A 22,811-nucleotide genomic window follows, 5' to 3' on the forward strand; every position below is an offset into this window, starting at 1 on the left:
CAGAGGGTCACATAATCTAGACTGTTTCTTTCAGCATCGCATCAAGTGTCGTGCCAAGTTCAGATGGACTTGGTGACACACGGATACCGGCTGCCTCCATCGCCGCGATCTTGTCTTCCGCGCCGCCCTGGCCGCCCGAAACAATCGCACCGGCATGGCCCATGCGGCGTCCCGGAGGCGCTGTAAGACCAGCAATGAAACCAACCATTGGCTTGCTGCGGCCTTTTTTCGCTTCATCAGCGATAAATTGCGCCGCTTCTTCTTCTGCGCTGCCGCCGATTTCACCGATCATGATGATCGACTTGGTTTCATCATCAGCAAGAAACAGCTCCAGCACGTCGATGAAATTGGTGCCGTTAACCGGATCGCCGCCAATGCCAACCGCTGTGGTCTGGCCAAGGCCGACCGCCGTAGTCTGATGCACCGCTTCATAGGTGAGCGTGCCGGACCGTGAGACCACACCGACCGACCCTTTTTTGAAAATGCTGCCGGGCATAATGCCGATCTTGCATTCATCAGGGGTCAGAACGCCGGGGCAGTTGGGGCCGATGAGGCGCGATTTGCTGCCTTGCAGCGCGCGCTTGACACGCACCATGTCGAGCACGGGAACGCCCTCGGTAATCGCAACGATCAGCTCAATCTCTGCATCAATCGCTTCAAGGATCGAATCCGCTGCAAATGGCGGCGGAACATATACCACGCTGGCAGTCGCGCCGGTGGCTTCCTTGGCCTCGGCAACCGTGTCATAATTTGGCAGGCCGATATGGCTGGTGCCACCCTTACCCGGCGTCACACCCGCAACCATCTGCGTGCCATAGGCCAACGCCTGTTCGGTATGGAACGTGCCGGTATTGCCGGTCATACCTTGCGTAATAACTTTGGTATTCTTGTCGATCAAAATGGACATATTCTTACTGGCTCCTTCGTCATTCCGGAAAACCGGAACGATTATTTGTTTTATGCGAGGCTTGGGTCCAGACCTTTACACGCTTCCAGCAATTCCTTCACCGCATCAACCGATACGTTGAAATTGCCCTGTGCTTCGTCGCTCAATTCAATTTCGATGACTTTTTCGACACCGTCTTTACCGATGATGCATGGAACGCCGACATACAGGTCATCCACACCATATTCGCCGGTCAGATGCGCCGCAGCAGGCAGCACGCGGCGTTTATCTTTCAAATAGCTTTCCGCCATCATGATCGCGCTGGTCGCCGGAGCATAATAAGCTGAACCGTTTCCAAGAAGGCCGACAATCTCGCCGCCGCCCTTACGTGTACGTTCAACGATCGCGTCGATATTTTCCTGTGTCGTCCAACCCATTTTGATAAGGTCGGGAATCGGGATGCCTGCAACAGTTGAATAAGCAGGAACCGGAACCATGGTATCGCCATGACCACCCAGAACAAAAGCGGTGACATCCTCGACCGAGACTTTGAATTCGTCAGCAAGGAAGTGACGGAAACGCGCACTGTCCAAAACGCCGGCCATGCCGACGACCTTGTTATGCGGCAGTCCGGAAAATTCACGCAGCGCCCATACCATCGCGTCGAGCGGGTTAGTGATACAGATAACAAAAGCATCCGGAGCGTTCGCTTTAATGCCTTCACCCACAGCTTTCATGACTTTCAGGTTGATACCGAGCAAGTCATCACGGCTCATGCCGGGCTTGCGCGGAACACCGGCAGTTACGATGATGACATCAGCGCCAGCAATATCGGCATAATCACTTGTGCCCTTCAAATTGCTGTCAAACCCGTCTACCGGCCCGGCTTGTGCAAGGTCCAGCGCCTTACCAGCAGGCATGCCTTCGGCAATATCGAACAGGACGACATCGCCCATTTCCTTGGAAGCGGCGAGGTGAGCAAGCGTGCCACCAATCATGCCTGCGCCGATCAGCGCTATTTTATTACGGGCCATTGAGAAGATTCTCCTGAAATCAGATTCGTAGAAATACGTATTTGATGGATTAGGCCTATCCACAAGCAATTTCAACCGCTGAAAACACCATTTTCCCCGCTTTCTTTGCAAATGGTTCGCACTATCATTAGCAGTGCATTGCACCTTGGCGTATTCAGGATATCTGCGGGCAACCCGACCCACCGTCATTCCCGCGCAGGCGGGAATGACGAGTTTGTTTGAGCTTAGAAACGTGGTTTGACTGGCCCAGCACCAGCGAAAACCGCTTTCCTACAATATTCCCGTCATGATAGGCTGCCCTTCATTCCCTCACCCGCTCTTTCTCATCTTTGAATATGCCTTTTTTGCATCTGCCGCGCGCCCGATTCTTTTTCGCGATCCGGGCCTCTTTGCCGGAATCGGCAGGCGCGTGGCCGGAAATGTTAAATCCTGAGCGGATGAGCGCGTGATTTGTGTGAACTTTGACGGGAAACCGCAGCTCCTTGGTGTGAACTTACTGAACTTAGCGATTACAAGCATCTTTTGATTTGCCAAACACAGAGCCTCTTGCCAAGATGAGCGATAATAAAAGAGAGGACTTTCATATGCTTAGTAAGGGCGATGAGTATCCATTGCACCAGACACCGGAACCCATGGCGGTATCGGGCGGCAATCGTAATTTTTACGACCGCTATTTCTTCAACGGCTACAGCACCGATGGCAGCATATTTTTTGCTGCTGCGCTAGGGGTCTATCCCCAGCTTGATATTATGGATGCCGCCTTTTGCGTGTCGATAGACGGTAAGCAGCATAATCTGCGAGCGTCCAAACGCATGGGTAGCGAGCGGCTTGACCTTAGCGTCGGCCCGATCACTATTGAAATAGTTGAGCCCTTGCAGACATTGCGCCTGATTATCAGCGATGATGACAAACCGTCAGACTGTCCTATCACCGCCGATATCAGCTTCACCGCTCGCCACACACCCATTGAAGAGCCCCGCTTTATCCGGCGTGAAGGGCCGCGCTTGCTTATGGATTACACCCGTCTTACGCAAAATGGCGGTTGGACGGGGACCATTAACATAGATGGAAAAACCATCCGCTTATCCCCCGAAACGCACCCGGGAACGCGGGACCGCAGCTGGGGCATACGGGCGATTGGCGCACCGGAATCCCAGCCGCCGCCAGCGGGGAGTTTACCGCAATTCTGGTGGTTATGGACGCCGCTCAACTTCGCGGGCCATGCCTGTTTCTTTCACAGCAATGATGATGGTGAGGGCGTAACCTGGAACCGCCGCGGAGTCGTCGATGCTATTGACGGCGCCCGTCGGGAATTTGAACCGGACCAGTTTGACCTTAGCTATCATTCGGGCACACGGCGGGTGAAGCAACTGGACCTGCAAACAGCAGATGGCACGCTGTCCGTCACTCCGCGCACCGGCGATGCCACACGCACATTCTACATGTCCGGTCTTGGCTATCTGCATCCGGTCTGGGGCCACGGAATGGATCATGGGCCGCTTGAAACGGCTTATGATGTTATTGATCTGGCCAATGTGCCGGACAATGACATGCTCTACATCCATATTCAGGCCTTGAGCGATGCAGTTCTAACCGACGGTGATGGCCGGCATGAAGGCGTTGGCGTTGTCGAACAACTATTTGTCGGACCACATGGGACCAGCGGGCTAACCGACCTGCTGCATCCGCACCCATGAGCGCCGGATTCCCGCTCCGTCCCGAGGAGTTTGAAACACGCTGGGTCGAAGACATATTTGGTGCGCCATCGGGGGCGTTGCTATCATTGACCCACAAGCCGGTAGGCACCGGACAGGTCTGTGACAGCTATCGCTTCATATGTGATTGGCGGGAAGGGGATTTCCCCGCCAGTTTTATTGCTAAATGTCCCAGCTCAGACCCTGTTAGCCGGGGGGCCGCAGCTCTGTTTCACCTCTATGACATGGAGGTCGGCTGGTATCGTGATGTTGCGGGTCGTTCCGATGTTGGATGCCCGCGCTCTTACCATGCTGCCATTGGGGATGATGAGACACAGTTCGCTCTATTGCTGGAAGACATGGCCCCCGCAAGCCAGGGCGATCAACTAGCTGGAGGTACATTAACCCAAGTAAGATCAGCTATCCGCGAAGCTGCTGCTCTGCACAGCTATCGTCCGGAATCCGGCACATTGGATCAATATAGCTGGCTACTCCACGGGACGAAAAACAAAGAATATTTACAGCAATCCCTGCCCGCTATTTATCCGGAGTTCTGCAAACGTTTCGCCGGGCGGCTCAGCGCCGATATATTGGAAATGGGCGCTGAACTTATCGAGAAGATGAGTAGCTATCTTGATCCGGAACCCTTTGATCCTTGTATCACCCATAGCGATATGCGCCTCGACAATATTCTTTTCGATGAAAGCGGGGAAAAAGCAGTTCTGGTAGACTGGCAAACTGCAACACTGGGTTCTGGCGCTAGTGATGTTGCTTATCTGGTGGGAACCAGCTTTGCTGATCCGGTCGAGCGTGCCGCGCAGGAAAAAGCTTTAATTGCGGACTATCTGGCACAAATGGCAGACCGCGGCATTGATCGGGACGCTGATAAATTTTGGCATGATTACCGACGCTATGCCTTTTCCGGTTTCATCATGGCCATCAACGCTTCTGTCCATGTCGAGCAAACAGAAAGAGGAGATGAAATGTTCGCTTTAATGGCGGAGCGCCCGGCACAAATGGCGCTTGATCTTGATAGTTTAACTTTGCTCTAGTTCCGTGGTGAACCCGCCGTTTCGGTTTGCTCACGTTCCCCGTGGCCAAGGGCAAGATAATCATCGGACTGCATTTCGATTAGCCGGGACGCTGTCCGTTCAAACTCGAACGATCCATCCCCTTCGGGATAAAGCGCATCCGGCTCGGCATCGGCACTGGCGAGCAGTTTGACGCGATATTCGTACAGGGCGTCGATCAATGTCACAAACCGGGCCGCTTCGTTGCGGTTTTCTTTGGAAAGCACAGGTATACCGACAATGATCACACTATGAAAATGCCGTGCAATAGCCAGATAATCCTGCGCGCCGCGCGGTTGCCCGCAAAGCCGTTTGAACGAGAAAACCGCGACGCCCTTTAACGCCTTTGGCACATGCAGGCTACGCCCGCCCTGCACTGGCAATTCCTCGGTCGGAACATGGGCGCGGTCTTCCGGGGGGTAATCGGTCAGGCGGAAAAAGGCCTCGCTAAGTGCCTTGGTTGCCGCTTCGCCATTAGGGACATGCCACAGCGACACACCGCCCAATCGCTCACGGCGATAATCGGTGGGACCATTAAGTGAAATCACATCCAGCCGGTTTTCCAGCAAGTCGATGAAAGGAAGGAAATGCTCACGGTTAAGACCGTTTTTGTAAAGATCAACCGGTGGACGGTTGGAGGTCGCGATCAAGGTCACGCCCGCTTCGACCAAACCGGTAAACAGGCGCGACATAATCATCGCGTCAGCACTGTTATTTACCACCATTTCGTCAAAGGCCAGAAAACGGGCTTCCGCAGCCAGTGCAGCGACAACCGGCAACACCGGGTCGCCCTGCTCCTTCTTGCGCTCTGCGTTCAAGCGTGCATGGACATCCAGCATAAACTCATGAAAATGCGCGCGTTTCTTGCGATTGATTTGAAGGCTGTCGTAAAACAGATCCATCAACATGGATTTTCCGCGCCCTACTCCACCCCACATATAGACGCCGCGCGGCGGCTGAGGCTTTTTCCCGAACATACGCCACAAAACGCTGCCCCGGGGCGGCACGTCTTCCAATTCATCCTGCAATATTGCAAGCCGCTTCGCGCATGCTTCCTGATCGGCATCAGGCTTCAATTCGCCATTAGCGATCAGCGCTTGGTAACGCGTGTAAAATTTGGTCATTTCGGTGCCGGAGCTTGCCGTGATACCTGCGAAGAAGCTTTTTTAACAATGGCAGAAAAGGATGCCACATTTTCACTATCATCGCCCTGCACCACTAATCCGCGAAGGAACAGAAAACGTCCCGTTTCGCGCGTTACCTCGACTTGCGCTTCTAGCGGTTCAAATAGCCGCGCCGCACCAATGAAATGGGTCTGCAATTCCATTGTAACAGCATATCCGGACGGACCAATTTCCAAAACCCGCATAGCCGCAAATAGCGCACAATCTATAAAGCCCATCATTGTTCCGCCATGAACAACATCGCCTAGATTGCGGTGCTTGCGCTCAGGCAACATACGGACACGGGCAATATTATCGGCAAGACCATCTCCGCCCCGCCGCACCTTTATCGGTCCCAAAAAGCTATTATAACAATCGGGATCCCGCAGAACCCATTGATACCAGCCGGGATACTCCGGATCTGGTTCACTGTTCAGAAAAATAGGATCAGCTTCAGCCGTCACTTCAACGGACAATTATCAAACCTCTCGCGACGCAGCCATTTTCTTAATCTCTGCAATAGCTTTAGCTGGCGAAAGACCTTTAGGACAAGCATTTGAGCAATTCATGATCGTATGACAGCGATACAGACGAAACGGATCTTCCAGTTCATCGAGCCGTTCTCCGGTCATTTCATCGCGGCTATCGGCAAGCCAGCGATAAGCCTGAAGCAAAATGGCTGGACCAAGGAACTTATCCGAATTCCACCAGTAGCTAGGGCAACTGGTTTGGCAGCAAGCGCATAATATGCACTCATACAGGCCATCAAGCTTTGAACGGTCTTCCGGTGATTGCAGGCGTTCTTTACCGGACGGAGTTGGCGTCACCGTTTTTAGCCATGGTTGAATAGAGGCATATTGTGCATAAAAATGTGAGAAATCAGGCACGAGATCCTTGATAACTTCCATGTGCGGCAATGGCGTAATTTTTATTACTTTGCTGCAATCTTCAATCGCAGTGGTGCAGGCCAGCCCGTTTTTACCGTCAATATTCATGGCACAGGATCCACAAATCCCTTCGCGGCACGACCGGCGGAAAGTCAAAGTCGGATCCTGATCGCTTTTCATTTTGATCAACGCATCCAGCACCATTGGACCGCAATCATCCGTATCAATTTTGAAGGTATCATAACGCGGATTTTCACCCGTATCCGGGTCATAACGATAGACTTTGAATGCGCGCGCTTTTCCACCGCCCAATGCTTCATGGACTTCGCCAGTCTTGCGGATTTTACTATTTTTCGGGAGGGTGAATGTTGCCATTGGGTTTTCTCTTGCTATTGGCGAAATGGTTATTTCGCATTTCCTATTGTGGACAGACGCCTTGCATAATTTGCTTTCCTCCCGAATTCAATGGCAGAATTATCAGTCTGTTCCCACGATTGTCATTGTAAAACAGATGAATCGATACAGCAGCACTGGAATAAGCAGTAGATTCGGCTAAAGCCGCAGCACAAATCGAAAACAATCGACAGGAATACGAGATATGCTGACCGACAACGGCATCACGCTATCCCTTCACGGGGTAAATGACACCCTGATCTGGGGCATGAGCAACGCGGTCCGCACAGAGAGACTAGCAGCCAAGCTGAATGTAACAAAGCCATGCATAATATGGGTCAACATCGCCTATGCTTTCGATCCGCAATGGATGCGTTATATTAGTGAACATCCTGGCGTTGTTCTGACCATAGACGGCACTCCTGTACTGGCACATGCTCGAACCGAAACGGAACTCGCAACTCTTGGTAATCTAGATATCCCCGTTGAGATGACGGCGATGGAATATCGCGACGGTCCGCAAATTCATAATCATGAACTGCGTAAACTGGACACCCCCTTCGTCAGTCTCCTTGATTCCAGAACGGTAAAAACGGTCGAGCGTGCGAGCTATTTTGGCGCTTATAAAGGTGTCACCGATATTCTAACCAAATATCTCTGGCCGGAGCTGGCGTTGATCCTGACCCGGATTGCCGCAAAGATCGGGCTGACACCTAATATGGTAACATCCATTGGCGCAGTCGGCTGTGTCACAGCGACGATATTATTCTATTACGGTCATTACTGGGCCGGTTGCGCGATCGGTTTCATATTCATGGTTTTGGATACAGTCGATGGGAAGCTGGCGCGTTGCACGATTACATCTTCTTGGTGGGGCAATATTTTTGACCATGGCATTGATCTCGTCCATCCGCCCTTTTGGTATTGGGCCTGGGCAGTCGGCTTAAGCTTTTGGGGACAGGCTTATAACAGCCAAACATGGTGGTGGGTTCTCGGTATAGTCTGGGGCGGCTATGTTCTCCAAAGACTGGTCGAAGGGGAATTTATCCGCCGCTACGGTATTCATATCCATGTCTGGCAGAAATTTGACAGCGATTTTCGCCTGATAACGGCACGGCGCAACCCCAATATGGTCTTGCTGGTAGCGAGCCTGCTTTTCATGCGGCCTGATCTTGGCCTGATAGCCGTTGCCATCTGGACCGGACTGTCATGCCTGATCCATATTATCCGGCTCTTTCAAGCTATGGCGCTACAAGCGCGGGGCAAAAGGATCGAAAGCTGGTTTCTGGGAGCGGGTTAAACGCCAGACCTGTCTGCGAACCCCGCAACGATTTCTGCTGCACGGTACGCGGCATCCGGCCCGGTTTGCCCGAGCGCAGAGTCTGCAAATGCCTTTTGAGCTTCTTTATACGCGGCGAATTTTTCTGGTGCTTCGGCAATCGCATCCAAAATCCTGCTGGCATCAGTGACCGTCTCACCTAAGACATTATAGCCCGCTTTTTGTGCGTAAAGATGCGTCATGGCCGGCGGCTGCAACAATACGACCGGACGCGAGCTGATCAGGAACTCGACGACCTGGCTTGAACTGTCACCAAGATACACATCAGCCATGCGTGTATAGCTGCCGTCGACCATCGCGAAACTGTCCAGATCGACATGCAGATTGTCATGCTTTCCAAAGTTACGGAGAAAACTTACAAGCTGATCATCGGTTTCAACAATCCGCTGGTGCGGCGCAAAAATAATATTCCAGCGGCCATCTGTAACAAGCTGCTTTAGCACCTCCCGTCCCCATTGCGGCCAGGATGATCGTGCCGGTTGCCAATGCGGACTGTATAATATTATCGGCCGGTTCTCGCAAAACAGGTTTCGGTTCACCGTGACCTGACGAAAAGCGGATTTTGCATAGCCGGTAATTTCGACCCGGTCTTCTGCCATGCCCAGATCACGCAGCTCCTGACATAATATTTCATTGCAAACCAACGCCTTGCTTGCACTTAATAATCTCTTCCAGCGGCCATGAGCTATCGGTCCAATGCCATGAATCGTAAAAATAAATGGTGGGATCAAGCGTGTAAACCGACCCAATAGTTTCGGCAGCCACAGGCTGGTCTGCTCTGCCACAACAACAGCCTTATAACCGGCTATATAAGGAAGTAGCGAAAGCAGCATCGGTAACTTGGCCGGTGATTCGATATTTTGCCCCAAGCCCGCTGAGGGCACATCCCGAAACAAGCGTGAGCGCCGCAGACGGATATTGGAATAGCGCTCGACATTCCAGCTTTTCAGCAGCGCCTCATGCGCAGATGTGCTCGTCCAAATATCAATCTGTATATCGCGGCGCGCCTCTGCCAGCGCTTCGATTATCGGCCACATATGCGGAATCAGCAATGTCTCGCCGAGCCACAGAAAAGCGATATCTCCCTGCTCACGGGAACGGTGCTCTTCAGCTGGTTTCTTATTCAACAAGGTCTTCTGGCCGATCTATTTCCTGCCACGTTCCGCTATGGCTTTCGATCGCGTGGACCTTTTGCAAGCCGGCCAGGCGATTTATAATCTCGTGATGATATTGCAAATGGCCGTTGCTGCACGCCATGACCTCGTCAAGCATCCGGCGATAGGCACCGCCATCGCTGCGACCGAATATCACACCCAATGATCGGTGAGTGGCTGCTTCGCGGGACAATGTTTTGGCAGCAGCCATGACCCTGCCATCTTGGACTTTGACCAGCATGTCGTCTTCGGTATTTTCCGCTAGCGGCTCGACCAGCAGGCTGGTTCCCGGCTTTGCCATCCCAGCGGCCTTTTTCAGTATTGCGGCATCATATACCGTATCGCCGTTCATAACCATATAGTTGCTGCTCAGATAGTCGCGCGCTGCCATCACACTGGCAATCGAGCTGCTTTCCGCCCAGTCCGGGTTGGCAATCGTGCGGATCTTCTCACCATAGCGCGAGACATTATTGGCAATATGATCGGTTATCATCTCTCCCCGATAGCCTGTGACAATGATGATTTCGTCAAGGTCCAGCGGCAGCAATGCCTCAATCTGATGGTCCAATATTGCCTTGCCCCGAAATTCGATCAGGCATTTGGGGCGCTCTGATGTGAGCGGCAAAAGACGAGAGCCTTTACCGGCGTTTAATATGATGGCCCGCTCTGTCATGTTACCTGCCTGCAAAATAAGATCGAATATGAAGTGCCATATTGGCTAGAAAACGGACTAGACCTGCACCATTTCCGCCGCAAAGCGGGGGGAATAGCGAAACATCGAGAAAGCATATTCGGGCAATGATAATAGTTTATCGATCATATTGGCAATTTGTCTTTCTCGGGATAGAAATGCTGCGTAAGAAACCTAGAACGATGCTCGTAAAAGCTCAATAGTTTAACCGCCAGTGACACCGGCCATCGAAATAGTACCGCGTGGCTGAGGAGGCCCTCATCGAATCAGCAAAAGCCAGCGGCAAGAAAACCGGAATAAGGCGCATCATTGCCAATACCGGCTGGTTGCTGGGCGGCAAGGGCTTTGGCGGCTTGTTGAGCCTGTTCTATCTGGCAATCCTGACCAGAACCCTTGGCGTAACCGGCTTTGGCCAATTTGCGCTGATTACCGGAGCGGCTCAGGCTATTCTGGCTATCGTTACGTTCCAGACATGGCAAGTCGTCGTGCGCTATGGTGCGAGCTATGTTGACGGCACGGATAACCGGCAAAAATTTGGCCGGTTGATTGGCCTGTGCACTTTGCTCGACCTTGCCGGGGCGCTGGTGGGCTGCGCCCTTGCGGTGGTCGGCATTCGCGCACTTGCCCCTTATTTTGGCTGGGATCAGGAGCTTGCCGATAGCGCTCTGGTCTTTGCTCTTGTTGTCCTCCTTTTCTTCAAATCGACCCCTGTGGGTATCTTGCGTGTCTTGGACCGTTTTGATCTGTCGGCCTTTGCCGAAGCGATTATTCCGATGGTTCGCCTGATCGGAACGGTGATTGTTTGGCTTACCGGGCCCAGCCTGATCAACTTTCTTATCGTCTGGGCCTTGTCAGAGGCCGCCTGTACCATTGCCTATTGGCTGCTTTCCGCGTGGCAGAGCCGGGGGGCAATGGCGCCCCGCAACCTGTTTGGCGCACGACAAGCCTTGCGGGAGAATCAGCGCATTGGTGAATTTCTGCTTATCACCAATTTGGGATCGACCTTTGCCGGACTGTCGCAGAATATGGCGCTTTTGATCGTCGGCTATTTTGTCGGTCCTACCGCCGCGGGGCTTTACCGGCTGGCTAGCCAGATCAGCGTTGCCATGACGAAAATGTCTGTCCTCCTTTCCCGGACAATATTTGCCGAGGTCAATTTTATCCGCACGCAGCAAGGCGCAGAGGCCATAAAAACCCTGTTCCGCAAAGCCACCCGGATGTTGTTCATGACAGGTGGCACGGTCATCCTCATCGTCATCCTGCTCGGCAAACCCGCGATATTATATATATCGGGAGAGGCGTTTCTGCCCGCTTACCCGCTTTTGATCCTGCTCGCGAGCGCCGCGTCGATTGACCTTGCCGGGGCCATATATGAACCCACATTATTGTCCGGCAACAGCGCGCGCACTGCCTTAAAGCTTCAGGCCACTATTGCTACGTTGTTCATCATCATACTCCTTACAGGGCTTCATTTTTATGGCGCTGTCGGCGCGGCGAGCGCGATGGTCATTACCGCGGTTATCCGCCTCATCCTGTTTGGCGGCGCGGCGCGGCGCAGCCTGACCAAAATCTAGTCCCCCGCCCGCTCAGCGATAATCTGCTCGGCCAGTTGCAGATCACTGTCCTTGTCAACATCAATGCACGCTTCTGGCTGACGCATGGACACGATCTTTACAGTCAGCCCCAGTTTCTTGCCCACCCGGCTGGCAAGCTGGTCAATCGTAATCATTCTGGTAACAGCCAAAAACAACAACCAGGGCCCGAAAATTGTCAATAATTTCCAACCCTTTTTGCGGTCCTGCTCCACCTCTGCCCAATATTCCAATAGCCGGCGCGCTTCGGGGCTACCGAAACAGAACAAATTGGCTCCGCTATACTGCCCCCCGCGCAATTTTATCCATGTCCGCCGTGACGCGGGGTAGCGGCGCAGCAATGTCCGTTTCTCCACCACCGCAATCGCAATATCCGCCGATCTGGCCGCGCTAAGGAAATCGTCAATCATCTGCGCGTTCAACAACACATTATCCGCCGTGGTTATCAGCGCCGGATAAGCTACATCGTCCAGCACCCCGTCCAGCGACGCGGCAATCGTGGCATTGCTTGTTTGTGCATGAACCCGCCCGTCTGTTTGTAGCGCAGCGACATCCTTGTCCTGCCAGAAGGGTCCAAAATCCTGCGCCATCAGATAAAGCCTGTCAATCGCATCATGAGCGAGCAAAACCTCTGCAACATGGGCCAGCATCGCCTTTCCCGCCACCGGGATCAATGCCTTGGCTGCAATGCCGCGTGCCTGCGCCATCGGATCACCTGCCGGACGGCTGCCGGCCAATATGATTGCGCAGGTTGATCTTAGAGGTATTTTCATTTCCGGCTTTCAAAAAACGCGATCATGTCATCAAGCACCGGGCCTTTGCGTCGAAACGGTTTGGCAACAGCCATGATGATTTCCAGATGGTCCATATCGGGATATTCGACATATTGTGCTTCACCGCCCGCTGCGATTATTTTATCATGCAAGATCCGGCTGTTTCTTGGCTTCACCAGCGTGTCATTACCGCCGGTAGAGAGCCAGAGCGGCGGAGCATCCGCGCGGGCAAAATTAACCGGCTGGGTCATTTCAGGCCTATGCCATGAACCAAAGCTATTCTTGCTGCTTTCCCTTTCGAACGGATAGAAATCATACGGTCCGGCCAGCGCCGCCACCCCTTTAATCATATCAGGTGTCTGGCCCAGCCGCCCCAGCCACTGCCGGTCCAGCGCCAGCATCACCGCATTATAGGCGCCTGCCGATTGCCCCGACAGGAATATCCGGCCCGGATCACCGCCAAGCGCGGCAATATTATCATGCACCCAGACCACCGCTTTGGCACTATCTTCCAGAAAGTCCGGAAATTTGACCGTGGGATAGAGCCTGTAATCGGCCAGCACCGTCATATATCCGCGATTGGCCAGCGCCCGGCCCGCAAAACCGTAATCATCCTTTGACCCGCTGTTCCAGCCACCACCATAAAGAAATATAACCACCGGAAGCGGCCTGTCTGATGCTTTGCCCGGTGCATCCTTTGGAGTCCATATATCGAGCGCAAGCCCAAGCTCATCATCATAAACTTCGTTTTTTATCAATAGCCTGGCATCGCGCTCGCCGGGCCAGAGATTGTTGAGCCTATCAAGCTGGCGCGGCCCCGATTGCGAGAGGAACCAATAAGCAAAACCAGCCGCAGCAACCGCCACAATCGCGAAAGTGATAAGCCATTTCATCACCCATGCCTTAGCCAGCCGATGAACTACTGGCAATGGCGGCAATGCTATGGATGTTTCTTCACGCAGTTTTACTGCGGCTAGCCATCCAAAGTTCACATAATTCTCACTCCTTTTCGCTCCGCTCGATCTCGTCTTGCGCTGGGCTATCCAGCATCCCGCTGCTCTTTAGCAATCCGCTCCGGTCGGCGCGTTCCCAGTCCAGATCGCTCCAGCTTTCACTTTGCGTCACATCCAGATCCGAGACATCAATATCCTCTGGCGCCATGGCGTAAATTTGCTTCATTTCCACCTGCCGTTCAAGCACCGCCATCAACTCCGCATCGGATCGCCCGGACAAATCGTCTTGATCATCATCCTCAAATGATTCCGCAGTCGCGTCGATTTTTTCGACCAGATCCCCGCAATCATCGCCTTGCGCTATACCGCGCATCAGTTCGTCAAAATTCTCCGCCGCCGCGCGTGCGGGATTACCGGCCATATCCAGCCCGTCCGCCATCCGATCCAGCCGCCCCAGCGCAGCAAGGAACAGCGGTGCGCTCCATCTCTCGCGCATGCCGACTTCTTCGCCTTGATGCCAGACGGCTTCGTCCCAGCCGTTCAGCCCGCGTTCGAGCAGTTCATCCTGAAACACGTCACGGGCATGGATAAGCGCCGCATCCCACGCCCGCGCAAAGGCACGGGCATCGGGGCGGCGGCGCAATTTATAGGCGCTTTCCCGCGACAATCCGGCATAAAGTGCCGATGCCTTTACATTGCCGGTTCGCGCCAAGGCCTCAAGAAACACCACTTGCCGGTCGGGCGACCAGCCATCATGGCGCTCTTGTGGCTGTGCCAGATCACTTTTGAGCGGTATTTCTGTGAAATCGGATGACGGGAAAATGGGCTGTAATGCGGTCATAAGATTCTCCTTGGTAAAAGGTAAAATGCTTATTTAACCTATTTGGCACTTTGTAGGAAAGAGGCTATTCTGTTGGATATATCCCATTGCCCAGATCCCGTTGGGCAAGCTGCTCCCTGTCAGTCGAGCGACCCGTAAATCGTCTTTCCGTCTTTCACCGTCGCCAGCACTTTTATGTCAGCGATTTTCGCCGGGTCCACGGAGAGCGGATTAGCGTCGAGCATTACGAAATCGGCCCGCTTGCCGGGGGCGATGCTGCCCTTGTCATCATCCTCATGAATTTGCCACGCAGCATTGATCGTCACCATTTTCAGCGCATCATAAGCAGATACCCGCTCCAGCGGTCCCAAAATATCGCCCGACTGGGTGCGACGGTTCACCGCCGACCAGACAAGCCGCATCATATCGGGCGGCGTGACGGGCGTATCATTGTGGATTGTCGGCCGCAAACCAACCGCCAGCGCAGAGGCGAGCGGAGAGATAAAGTCAGCGCGTTTTGGCCCCAATGCAACATCGCGGTGCCAATCGCCCCAGAAATAGGTGTGGCTGACAAAGAAACTGGGCTGAATATCCAGCTCTTTCATCTCGCGGAGCTGTTCAAGCGTTGTCACCTGATTGTGAATGGCGATCGTGCGTTTTCCGGCCAGTCCGTTGGCCCGCACCCCGTCAATCAATTGCTGGGCCGCAGCATCGCCGTTGACATGGGCAAAAACCTGCCAATCATTTTCAGCCGCTTCTTTAAGGATCGGATAAAGCTCGTCTTGTGTGAACGACGGATAGCCGTGATACCCTGCTTCGGCACCTTTTGGCGGAACGGGAACCGGATCTTTAAGCCATGCCGTGCGCCCCTGCGGACTGCCATCAAGTGACAATTTGATCCCGGCGATACGCAGGCGGTTTTTATAATCGCCGCCTATCTGCTGCCGGACCTCGTCCGACCATTTCCTCTCCCCGCCAAGCAGGACCACTGTATCAACCGGCAATTTCCTCTGATCAGCCGCCATCACAAGGTTCGGCCACGCACTGGGTTCGACGCGGCCGTCCTGAACCGTGGTAACACCAAATTCTATATAGCCCTGCGCGCCGCGCTCAATCGGGCGAAGTGCCGCCTCGCCGCCCTTGGGAGCCAGCATGGCCGTGATGTTAAAGAGGGCGTTTTCTTCCAACACGCCATTGGGAGTTTTCCCGTCAGCTTCGCGGCGAATAATTCCGCCCTCTGGATTTTTGGTATCTGCGGTAATCCTGGCCAGCTTCAACATCGCGCTGTTCATCACCGCAAGATGGCCACTGGTATGGGTAATCAACATCGGACGACCACCGCTGACCACATCAAGATCGGACCGGGTGGGATGACGTTTTTCAGCTAGTTGCGAATCATCATAGCCAAAACCGATGACCGGCTGTCCCTCAGGTAGATCATTTTCCTCGATATAGGCTTTGAGCGCCACCTGTAACGCGGCAATAGAATCAACCGTGCCCAGTGGCGGCGGTGATAATTTTGCCCAACTGGCGGCCAGCCCGTAAAACGACAAATGCCCGTGCGCATCAATAAATCCCGGCAGCATCGTGCGGCCTTTCAGGTCAACCTGCCTGACAGAAGCAGCCGGTGCCATGTTTGCAGCCCTTGCCTTCAAGGTTTTTTCATCACCGACGGCGATAATCTGTCCATTGCGAACCAGAACAGCCTCCGCCATTTGCGGGGTATCACCTTCCATCGTGATGATTGTCCCGCCGGAGTAAAGTGACGCCCCATCCTGGGCCGAAGCCGGAGCACAAAGGGCGCAAAAGGTCATCAGCAAGCCGGTCAGAAACAGGAATGTCCGGCGGCCACAGGACTGTATACTGGGAATTATTGCGCTGATTTTCATTTCTATCACCTGATTCTATTCTTTGGCCGGAACATATTTTTCCGTCATATGGCTCTGTTTTTAATTCTATATCACAGGGTTGCAAGCATAGATGTCGTAAATACGGAATCACTCACAGGGGCATGCCCGGTAGCCAATAAAAAAGGCGACCTGTGATGGCCGCCTTTTGTAATTTCGATAATGGCTCGTTTAGCGCTTGGAGAACTGGAAGCTCTTACGCGCTTTGGCCCGGCCATATTTCTTACGCTCAACCTTACGGCTATCGCGGGTCAGGAAGCCGGCTGATTTGACCGTTGAACGCAAGGCTGGTTCATATTTGGTCAAAGCCTGTGAAATACCGTGCTTTACAGCGCCAGCCTGTCCCGACAGACCGCCGCCTTTGACCGTAACGTCCACATCATATTGCCCTTCACGATCGGTGATCGCAAAAACCTGGTTGATGACGAGGCGCAGAGTCGGACGAGCAAAATATACTGCCTGATCGCGGCCATTGACTGTGATCTTGCCTTTGCCGGGTTTTACCCAGACACGGGCAACCGCATCTTTACGACGGCCCGTTGCATAGGCACGGCCATATTGGTCCAGCTCCTGCTCACGCAGCGGCGTGGTTGAGACAGGCGGTTCTGCGGTTTCGGTCGCTGCGCCTTCGCTTGCAGGGGCAGGCGCGGCTACAACAGCATCACCGGCAATGTCTTTAAGATCAGCGAGATCGGTCTTTACGCCTTCTTTATTATCAGTCGCCATTATACGCTCACCTTGTTTTTGCGGTTCATGGAAGCCACATCGAGCGGCTGTGGATTTTGACCGGCATAAGGATGCTCGGTTCCGTTAAAAAGGTGCAGGGCGCGCATCTGTGCAAAGCCGAGCGGACCTTTTGGAATCATGCGTTCAACCGCTTTTTCCAATACACGCTCAGGGAACTGGCCATCGAGCACTTTTTCCGCTGTGCGTTCTTTCAAGCCGCCGGGATAGCCGGTGTGCTTGTAATAGATTTTCTGTTTCAGCTTGTTGCCGGTGAACTTTACCTTGTCGGCATTGATGACGATGACATGGTCACCGCAATCGACATGCGGGGTAAAACTTGGCTTGTGCTTGCCGCGTAAAATGCTGGCAATGATCGTGGCAACACGACCGACGACCAGATTTTCGGCATCAATGATATGCCATTTCTTTTCGACATCAGCCGGTTTGATCGACTGGGTCTGTTTGGTGATAGCCTTCATGGGCTTAACTCCCTTTGGAGCTCTCCACTATGGAGAGGGAACGAATCAATGTGATAAAAGCCGGACTTATGTCCAGCCAGGTGAGGCGCTATTGACTATGTTTTCACGCCAAGTCAAGCAAAAGCGCGGCTTTGCTGACGGGTATAATGATACCCCATCACTTTTGATGGCGTGGTTTCGTGATTTGCCCGGACAGCCATTTGGCATAATCCCTATCGCTATAATCGGTGGTCCAGCAAAGGATTGCGGGCGTGTCATAGCTGTGCAGAGAGCGCAGTCGCGCCATCGTCGCTTGCGCCCGTGTTTCGGTGGTTTTTAACAGGACCGGATATTCCCGATCCTCGCAAAATGTGCCTTCCCAGATATATTGCGAAGTTGCAGGTGCCAGATGATTGGCACAGGCCACCAGCCTTTCGTCAATCAATATTCTGGCGGTCCGCTTCGCCTCTTCGTCGGACTCGAATGTGGTATAGATCAGAGTGGGGGCGCCCGTCATGATATTTGGCCCGTCATGGTCTTTGGCCCGTCATGACCTTATGTTGCGGCGGTTTAGCTGGCCCAGTTCGTGCACGCCCCATGCCGTCGCCGCAACCACCAGCGCGCCGACCCCTTGATGCAGGACAGCCAGAACGATGTTCATCCCTGTCATTACAGTTGCGATGCCAAGCAATATCTGGGTGCCAAAAGCAATATGGATCGCCACCGATGCCATGCGCGATTGCTGGCGGATTCTTCGGGCCAACACGACCAGAAAGCCGACCACAACCCACGCCCACCAGCGATGGATGAAATGGATCAGAAAAGGATCATAGTTGATCGCCGTCCACAGGCCATAACTATAATCTACACCCTCTGGCACCAAATGGCCATTCATCAGCGGCCATGTGCTTGATACATATCCGGCATTCAGTCCGGCAACATAAGCGCCGAACAAAAGCTGTAAAAACAACACTATAGTGACAATAAAGCCAAAGCCGGTCATCCGTGCAGGCTTGGCTACGCCGCCAGAGCTGTTTTGAATATCAAGCGCGGTCCAGACAAGGCAAGCCAGTATGAACAGCGCCAACAGCAAATGGACCGCCAAGCGGAAATGGCTGACATCGGTTTGCTGGGCAAGGCCGGACGTCACCATCCACCAGCCGATCACCCCTTGCAAACCGCCCAAAGCCAGTAATCCGGTCAAACGCCAGCCAAATCCCTTTGGAATGGCGCGTTTGACGGCAAAATAAACAAAGGGCACCGCAAAGGCGAGGCCGATCACACGGCCCAGCAAACGGTGGATCCATTCCCAGAAATAGATGAATTTGAAATCCGCCAGCGTCATGCCCGCCGGGCCGGTAATTTCGATATATTCGGGTATCTGCTTGTATTTTTCAAATTCGGACAGCCAATCCGCTTCATTAAGCGGCGGGATCGCGCCCATGATCGGCTTCCACTCGGTAATTGAAAGACCTGATTCGGTCAGCCGCGTTATGCCGCCGACAATCACCATGATAAATACCAGAAAAGCTACGGATAACAGCCAATTTACAATGGCAATAGGGCGCTGCGTAGAGGCGCTGTCAATGGGCAAAATGGTTCGGGCTAGCTTGTTCATGGGCGGCAATGTGATGACTAAAACCGGGCCTGACAAGAGAAATAGCGGTAAAATCCGGTAATATCCAAAATGATATGTTGTATCTTAACATGATGGGGATTATAACGCGGTCAGCAAATCAAAATAACGGAAGAATATATAGTGCCCCCAACGCCGAAACTTTGGAACAAAGGCGACCTTTTGGCCAAAGACGGTCTGTGGGACCGTATCGCAGTGCTCATTTCCGGCCTGTGTCTGGTCCATTGTGTTTCGACGCTCATTCTGGTGGCGCTGATTTCATCTGCGGCGGGCGTTCTTCTGGACCCGATTATCCATGAAATAGGCATTTGTATCGCAATCATACTCGGGCTGATTGCGCTGGGGCGCGGTATAATGGACCATGGCTTTCTTGTACCCGCGATCATCGGCGGACTGGGCCTAGCCATCATGGCCGCTGCGATTACGATCGGACATCAGGAAAACCATGGCAGCACAGAGATATTTCTCACGATGGCCGGTGTCGGGATATTGGCGATAGGACATAATCTGAATTACCGCGCCGGGCGTTAAGTTTTACCTCAAGCGCCGGGCGGGCGCATCCGCGCCCTTGGCTACGCGCCATAAGGCGCGGCGGCCGGTCGGCCTTGCCTCCGCTTCGCGTCGGTGAGTGGCGGACTGTGGGTGTGTGTCTAGTGTTGCGGAGATTCTTTTTTAGACCTCAAGCGCCGGGCGCGGGCATCCGCCCGCTTGGCTACGCGCCATAAGGCGCGGCGGCCGGTCGGCCTTGCCTCGCTGCGCTCGGATTGGTGACGGACTTTGGGTGTGTGTCTAGAGTTGAGGGGAGTTTTTATTAGACCTCAAGCGCCGGGCGGGCGCATCCGCCCGCTTGGCTACGCGCCATAAGGCGCGGCGGCCGGTCGGCCTTGCCTCGCTACGCTCGGAGAGGTGATTCCCATCTAGGTTGCGCTCAGGTGCGCCATTTCGAGGGAGCGCTGAACCGACGCGAAGCGGAGGCAAGCGCGACCGCGCGCCCGAGCTTATGCGAGGAAAGCCAAGCGGGCGGATGCCCGCGCCCGGCGCTTGAGGTTAAATAAAAAACACTCCCCGGCGCCTGAGGTCCAATAAACTTGCCCTCCTTCCCGATCATCCCTAAATTACATTCATGGGACAACATGATCATCATGAGCATCACGGCGAATCTCTCGCCGATGCCGCGCGTCATTTTCTTGAGGAAGCGGGCGAGAAGTGGACAGATACGCGCGCCGCTATATTTGACGCGCTTTCAGGATTTTCCCGGCCAGCGTCGGCCTATGACATAGCCGAACTTGTTTCCGCAACGCGGGGCAAGCGGGTGGCGCCGAACAGTGTTTATCGGATTCTTGACCTATTTGTGGCCACCAATCTTGCCATGCGAGTGGAAACCGCTAATGCCTATCTTGCGAACAGCCATCCGGGCTGTGAGCATGATTGTATATTCCTTGTCTGTGATACGTGCGGAGAGGCGACCCATATTGATGATGATACCCTCTCGGCCAAGGTGCGCGGCGTGGCGAAAGAACAAGGCTTTAATTCTGTCCGTCCGGTAATCGAAGTGCGGGGCATTTGCCAGAAATGCGTTTGATACCGTGTTCGCGGTAACGTTCGACATAACAGGGCAATAACGCTAATATCAGGATGACAGAAGGAGACACTATGGCAGGTCCAAAAACACCGCTTCTGGATAAAATATCCTTGCCAGCGGATTTGCGCCAGTTGAAAGCAGAGCAATTACGCCAATTTGCCGATGAATTACGTGCCGAAGTGATCGACACGGTTTCGGTAACCGGCGGTCATCTGGGCGCGGGACTCGGCGTTGTCGAGCTGACCACAGCCATCCATTATGTGTTTAACACGCCGGAAGACCGCCTGATCTGGGATGTCGGCCATCAATGCTATCCGCACAAGATTATCACCGGCCGCCGCGACCGTATCCGCACCCTTCGTCAGGGGGGCGGGCTGTCCGGTTTTACCAAGCGCAGCGAAAGCGAATATGATCCATTTGGCGCGGCGCATAGCTCTACCTCGATCAGCGCGGCACTGGGTTTTGCGGTTGCCAATAAAATGTCGGGTGCACCGGGACGCGGAATCGCCGTTATCGGTGACGGCGCGATGAGCGCGGGCATGGCCTATGAAGCCATGAACAATGCCACCGCGGCGGGAAACCGGCTGGTTGTTATCCTCAACGACAATGACATGTCGATCGCACCGCCGGTTGGCGGTCTATCGGCCTATCTGGCGCGGATTGTATCCAGCCGCGAATTTCTGGGCATTAGGGAACTGGCCCGGCGCATTGCCCGCAAATTACCGAAATCGCTTTATGACGCGGCCCGCAAAACCGACGAATATGCACGCGGCATGACCATGGGCGGGACATTATTTGAAGAATTGGGCTTCTATTATGTCGGCCCGATTGACGGCCATAATCTAGATCACCTGATTCCGGTGCTGGAAAATGTCCGCGATGCCGCTGAAGGCCCCTGCCTGATCCATGTTGTGACCGAAAAAGGCAAAGGCTATAAATTTGCCGAGGAAGCCGCCGACAAATATCACGGCGTGGCGAAATTCGATGTCATATCCGGCAAACAGGACAAGGGACCGGGCGGCGGTCCTCCCGCTTATCAGAACGTCTTTGGCGAAACGCTGGCAAAACTCGCTGATAGCGATCCGCGCATCTGTGCGATTACCGCCGCCATGCCGTCAGGTACCGGCGTGGACAAATTTGCCAAGGCCCACCCCGACCGCGCGTTTGATGTCGGCATTGCCGAACAACATGGTGTGACCTTTGCCGCTGGCCTCGCTGCACAGGGAATGCGCCCTTTTGCTGCGATATATTCAACCTTTCTTCAGCGCGCCTATGATCAGGTCGTGCATGATGTCGCGATCCAGAATCTGCCCGTGCGTTTTGCGATTGACCGGGCCGGACTGGTCGGCGCGGATGGCAGCACCCATGCCGGCAGCTTTGACGTCACTTATCTTGCGACCTTGCCCAATATGGTCGTGATGGCCGCCGCTGATGAAGCGGAGCTGGCGCATATGACCTATACCGCTGCACAATATGATGACGGGCCGATTGCCTTTCGCTATCCGCGCGGAAGCGGAACGGGCGTGCCCATTCCCGAAAAACTCGAAAAGCTGGAAATTGGCAAGGGCCGCATTGTCCGCGAAGGCAGCAAGGTAGCGATTCTCTCGCTCGGCACGCGTCTAGGCGAAGCCATGAAAGCCGCAGATCGTCTGGATGCCAAAGGGCTGAGCACGACAGTCGCGGACTTGCGCTTTGCCAAACCGCTGGACGAGAAACTGATCCGCAAATTGCTGGCAACGCATGAGGTCGCCGTGACCATTGAAGAAGCGGCTATTGGCGGGCTTGGCGCACATGTGCTGACGCTGGCGTCGGATGAGGGGCTTACCGACGCGGGGTTGAAAATCCGCACGATGCGCTTGCCGGACATGTTCCAGGATCAGGACAAACCGGACGCGCAATATGCCGAAGCGGGGCTGGATGCCGACGGCATTGTCGATACGGTCCTAAAGGCGTTGCGCCACAATAGCACAGGCGTTGAGGATAGCAGCGTCGGGGATACGGGCGCGCGGGCATAACCGGAGTGCGGGATATTCTCCCGTGATGATATTATAGC

22 protein-coding genes are annotated in these 22,811 nt (G+C 54.0%); 7 read left to right on the top strand and 15 right to left on the bottom strand.

Annotated features, from left to right (window positions below; translation table 11 throughout):
• Positions 1-16: 16 nt before the first annotated feature.
• Positions 17-907, bottom strand: a complete 891-nt coding sequence (gene sucD / locus AB1K62_RS12995; protein WP_367004139.1) for a succinate--CoA ligase subunit alpha — start codon at positions 905-907, stop codon at positions 17-19.
• A 50-nt stretch (positions 908-957) separates the two neighbouring features.
• Positions 958-1,920 (bottom strand): malate dehydrogenase, encoded by a 963-nt coding sequence (mdh, locus tag AB1K62_RS13000; protein ID WP_367004141.1) that lies wholly within the window; start codon positions 1,918-1,920, stop codon positions 958-960.
• Positions 1,921-2,504: 584 nt separating this feature from the next.
• Here mdh and AB1K62_RS13005 point away from each other — a divergent pair.
• Both AB1K62_RS13005 and AB1K62_RS13010 read left to right on the top strand, forming a co-directional pair.
• Complete coding sequence (locus AB1K62_RS13005) at positions 2,505-3,617, top strand: hypothetical protein (protein WP_367004143.1); 1,113 nt, start codon at positions 2,505-2,507, stop codon at positions 3,615-3,617.
• Positions 3,614-4,666: a phosphotransferase gene (locus AB1K62_RS13010; protein WP_367004145.1), complete on the top strand. Its 1,053-nt coding sequence runs from the start codon at positions 3,614-3,616 to the stop codon at positions 4,664-4,666. Before AB1K62_RS13005 ends, AB1K62_RS13010 begins: the two co-directional genes overlap by 4 nt.
• Here the strand turns inward: AB1K62_RS13010 and zapE are convergent.
• Genes zapE through AB1K62_RS13025 form a run of 3 tightly spaced genes read right to left on the bottom strand, consistent with a single transcriptional unit; the run spans position 4,663 to position 7,109 of the window.
• On the bottom strand, positions 4,663-5,808 hold the full coding sequence (gene zapE, locus AB1K62_RS13015) for a cell division protein ZapE (protein WP_367004146.1): 1,146 nt from the start codon (positions 5,806-5,808) through the stop codon (positions 4,663-4,665). The genes AB1K62_RS13010 and zapE overlap by 4 nt on opposite strands.
• Complete coding sequence (locus tag AB1K62_RS13020; protein ID WP_367004147.1) at positions 5,805-6,323, bottom strand: PaaI family thioesterase; 519 nt, start codon at positions 6,321-6,323, stop codon at positions 5,805-5,807. The genes zapE and AB1K62_RS13020 overlap by 4 nt, the downstream gene beginning before the upstream one ends.
• Positions 6,324-6,326: 3 nt before the next feature.
• A complete protein-coding gene (locus AB1K62_RS13025) occupies positions 6,327-7,109 on the bottom strand; it encodes a succinate dehydrogenase iron-sulfur subunit (RefSeq protein WP_367004149.1) in 783 nt (260 codons plus the stop codon).
• 223 nt (positions 7,110-7,332) lie between these two features.
• On the opposite strand from AB1K62_RS13025, the gene AB1K62_RS13030 reads away from it, so the two are divergent.
• Entirely contained in the window at positions 7,333-8,427 is a 1,095-nt protein-coding gene (locus AB1K62_RS13030) for a CDP-alcohol phosphatidyltransferase family protein (protein ID WP_367004151.1), read from the top strand.
• Here AB1K62_RS13030 and AB1K62_RS13035 read toward each other — a convergent pair.
• Positions 8,424-9,593 (bottom strand): hypothetical protein, encoded by a 1,170-nt coding sequence (locus tag AB1K62_RS13035; protein ID WP_367004153.1) that lies wholly within the window; start codon positions 9,591-9,593, stop codon positions 8,424-8,426. The two genes, AB1K62_RS13030 and AB1K62_RS13035, sit on opposite strands and share 4 nt — an antisense overlap.
• Complete coding sequence (locus AB1K62_RS13040; RefSeq protein ID WP_367004154.1) at positions 9,586-10,293, bottom strand: phosphocholine cytidylyltransferase family protein; 708 nt, start codon at positions 10,291-10,293, stop codon at positions 9,586-9,588. Before AB1K62_RS13040 ends, AB1K62_RS13035 begins: the two co-directional genes overlap by 8 nt.
• A gap of 260 nt (positions 10,294-10,553) precedes the next feature.
• On the opposite strand from AB1K62_RS13040, the gene AB1K62_RS13045 reads away from it, so the two are divergent.
• Positions 10,554-11,885 (top strand): oligosaccharide flippase family protein, encoded by a 1,332-nt coding sequence (locus AB1K62_RS13045; protein ID WP_367004156.1) that lies wholly within the window; start codon positions 10,554-10,556, stop codon positions 11,883-11,885.
• Here the strand turns inward: AB1K62_RS13045 and AB1K62_RS13050 are convergent.
• The 8 genes from AB1K62_RS13050 to AB1K62_RS13085 all read right to left on the bottom strand — a co-directional run bounded on the left by AB1K62_RS13050 (position 11,882) and on the right by AB1K62_RS13085 (position 19,158).
• Positions 11,882-12,676 carry an NTP transferase domain-containing protein gene (locus AB1K62_RS13050; RefSeq protein ID WP_367004158.1) on the bottom strand — a complete coding sequence of 265 codons (795 nt, stop codon included), beginning with the start codon at positions 12,674-12,676 and terminating at the stop codon, positions 11,882-11,884. The genes AB1K62_RS13045 and AB1K62_RS13050 overlap by 4 nt on opposite strands.
• Positions 12,673-13,668, bottom strand: a complete 996-nt coding sequence (locus AB1K62_RS13055; RefSeq protein WP_367004160.1) for an alpha/beta hydrolase — start codon at positions 13,666-13,668, stop codon at positions 12,673-12,675. Before AB1K62_RS13055 ends, AB1K62_RS13050 begins: the two co-directional genes overlap by 4 nt.
• A gap of 7 nt (positions 13,669-13,675) precedes the next feature.
• Positions 13,676-14,470, bottom strand: coding sequence for a hypothetical protein (locus AB1K62_RS13060; RefSeq protein ID WP_367004162.1), 795 nt, complete (start codon positions 14,468-14,470; stop codon positions 13,676-13,678).
• Positions 14,471-14,589: 119 nt separating this feature from the next.
• The gene (locus tag AB1K62_RS13065) at positions 14,590-16,338 is read right to left on the bottom strand and encodes an amidohydrolase (RefSeq protein ID WP_367004163.1); all 1,749 of its coding nucleotides are present in this window, start codon (positions 16,336-16,338) and stop codon (positions 14,590-14,592) included.
• 189 nt (positions 16,339-16,527) lie between these two features.
• Positions 16,528-17,082: a 30S ribosomal protein S9 gene (gene rpsI, locus AB1K62_RS13070; RefSeq protein ID WP_367004164.1), complete on the bottom strand. Its 555-nt coding sequence runs from the start codon at positions 17,080-17,082 to the stop codon at positions 16,528-16,530.
• The gene (gene rplM / locus AB1K62_RS13075) at positions 17,082-17,561 is read right to left on the bottom strand and encodes a 50S ribosomal protein L13 (RefSeq protein ID WP_367004166.1); all 480 of its coding nucleotides are present in this window, start codon (positions 17,559-17,561) and stop codon (positions 17,082-17,084) included. The genes rpsI and rplM overlap by 1 nt, the downstream gene beginning before the upstream one ends.
• 157 nt (positions 17,562-17,718) lie before the next feature.
• The gene (gene cutA / locus AB1K62_RS13080) at positions 17,719-18,057 is read right to left on the bottom strand and encodes a divalent-cation tolerance protein CutA (protein ID WP_367004167.1); all 339 of its coding nucleotides are present in this window, start codon (positions 18,055-18,057) and stop codon (positions 17,719-17,721) included.
• Positions 18,058-18,087: 30 nt separating this feature from the next.
• On the bottom strand, positions 18,088-19,158 hold the full coding sequence (locus AB1K62_RS13085) for a COX15/CtaA family protein (protein WP_367004169.1): 1,071 nt from the start codon (positions 19,156-19,158) through the stop codon (positions 18,088-18,090).
• Positions 19,159-19,299: 141 nt separating this feature from the next.
• On the opposite strand from AB1K62_RS13085, the gene AB1K62_RS13090 reads away from it, so the two are divergent.
• From AB1K62_RS13090 to dxs, 3 genes are all read left to right on the top strand, one after another.
• Positions 19,300-19,707: a MerC domain-containing protein gene (locus AB1K62_RS13090; protein ID WP_367004171.1), complete on the top strand. Its 408-nt coding sequence runs from the start codon at positions 19,300-19,302 to the stop codon at positions 19,705-19,707.
• Positions 19,708-20,299: 592 nt separating this feature from the next.
• Positions 20,300-20,758 (top strand): transcriptional repressor, encoded by a 459-nt coding sequence (locus AB1K62_RS13095; RefSeq protein ID WP_367004172.1) that lies wholly within the window; start codon positions 20,300-20,302, stop codon positions 20,756-20,758.
• 71 nt (positions 20,759-20,829) lie between these two features.
• Complete coding sequence (gene dxs, locus AB1K62_RS13100; protein ID WP_367004174.1) at positions 20,830-22,773, top strand: 1-deoxy-D-xylulose-5-phosphate synthase; 1,944 nt, start codon at positions 20,830-20,832, stop codon at positions 22,771-22,773.
• Positions 22,774-22,811 lie beyond the last annotated feature (38 nt).

It is taken from the genome of Parasphingorhabdus sp. JC815 (genome assembly GCF_040717415.1).
Taxonomy (GTDB): domain Bacteria; phylum Pseudomonadota; class Alphaproteobacteria; order Sphingomonadales; family Sphingomonadaceae; genus Parasphingorhabdus.

Coding starts and splice junctions, on each gene's coding strand:
- AB1K62_RS13065 (WP_367004163.1), bottom strand. CDS start 16,338: ATGAAAATCAGCGCAATAATTCCCAGTATACAGTCCTGTGGCCGCCGG.
- AB1K62_RS13040 (WP_367004154.1), bottom strand. CDS start 10,293: ATGACAGAGCGGGCCATCATATTAAACGCCGGTAAAGGCTCTCGTCTT.
- AB1K62_RS13050 (WP_367004158.1), bottom strand. CDS start 12,676: ATGAAAATACCTCTAAGATCAACCTGCGCAATCATATTGGCCGGCAGC.
- AB1K62_RS13005 (WP_367004143.1), top strand. CDS start 2,505: ATGCTTAGTAAGGGCGATGAGTATCCATTGCACCAGACACCGGAACCC.
- AB1K62_RS13030 (WP_367004151.1), top strand. CDS start 7,333: ATGCTGACCGACAACGGCATCACGCTATCCCTTCACGGGGTAAATGAC.
- AB1K62_RS13095 (WP_367004172.1), top strand. CDS start 20,300: ATGGGACAACATGATCATCATGAGCATCACGGCGAATCTCTCGCCGAT.
- AB1K62_RS13060 (WP_367004162.1), bottom strand. CDS start 14,470: ATGACCGCATTACAGCCCATTTTCCCGTCATCCGATTTCACAGAAATA.
- rplM (WP_367004166.1), bottom strand. CDS start 17,561: ATGAAGGCTATCACCAAACAGACCCAGTCGATCAAACCGGCTGATGTC.
- AB1K62_RS13085 (WP_367004169.1), bottom strand. CDS start 19,158: ATGAACAAGCTAGCCCGAACCATTTTGCCCATTGACAGCGCCTCTACG.
- cutA (WP_367004167.1), bottom strand. CDS start 18,057: ATGACGGGCGCCCCCACTCTGATCTATACCACATTCGAGTCCGACGAA.
- sucD (WP_367004139.1), bottom strand. CDS start 907: ATGTCCATTTTGATCGACAAGAATACCAAAGTTATTACGCAAGGTATG.
- AB1K62_RS13025 (WP_367004149.1), bottom strand. CDS start 7,109: ATGGCAACATTCACCCTCCCGAAAAATAGTAAAATCCGCAAGACTGGC.
- mdh (WP_367004141.1), bottom strand. CDS start 1,920: ATGGCCCGTAATAAAATAGCGCTGATCGGCGCAGGCATGATTGGTGGC.
- AB1K62_RS13010 (WP_367004145.1), top strand. CDS start 3,614: ATGAGCGCCGGATTCCCGCTCCGTCCCGAGGAGTTTGAAACACGCTGG.
- dxs (WP_367004174.1), top strand. CDS start 20,830: ATGGCAGGTCCAAAAACACCGCTTCTGGATAAAATATCCTTGCCAGCG.
- rpsI (WP_367004164.1), bottom strand. CDS start 17,082: ATGGCGACTGATAATAAAGAAGGCGTAAAGACCGATCTCGCTGATCTT.
- zapE (WP_367004146.1), bottom strand. CDS start 5,808: ATGACCAAATTTTACACGCGTTACCAAGCGCTGATCGCTAATGGCGAA.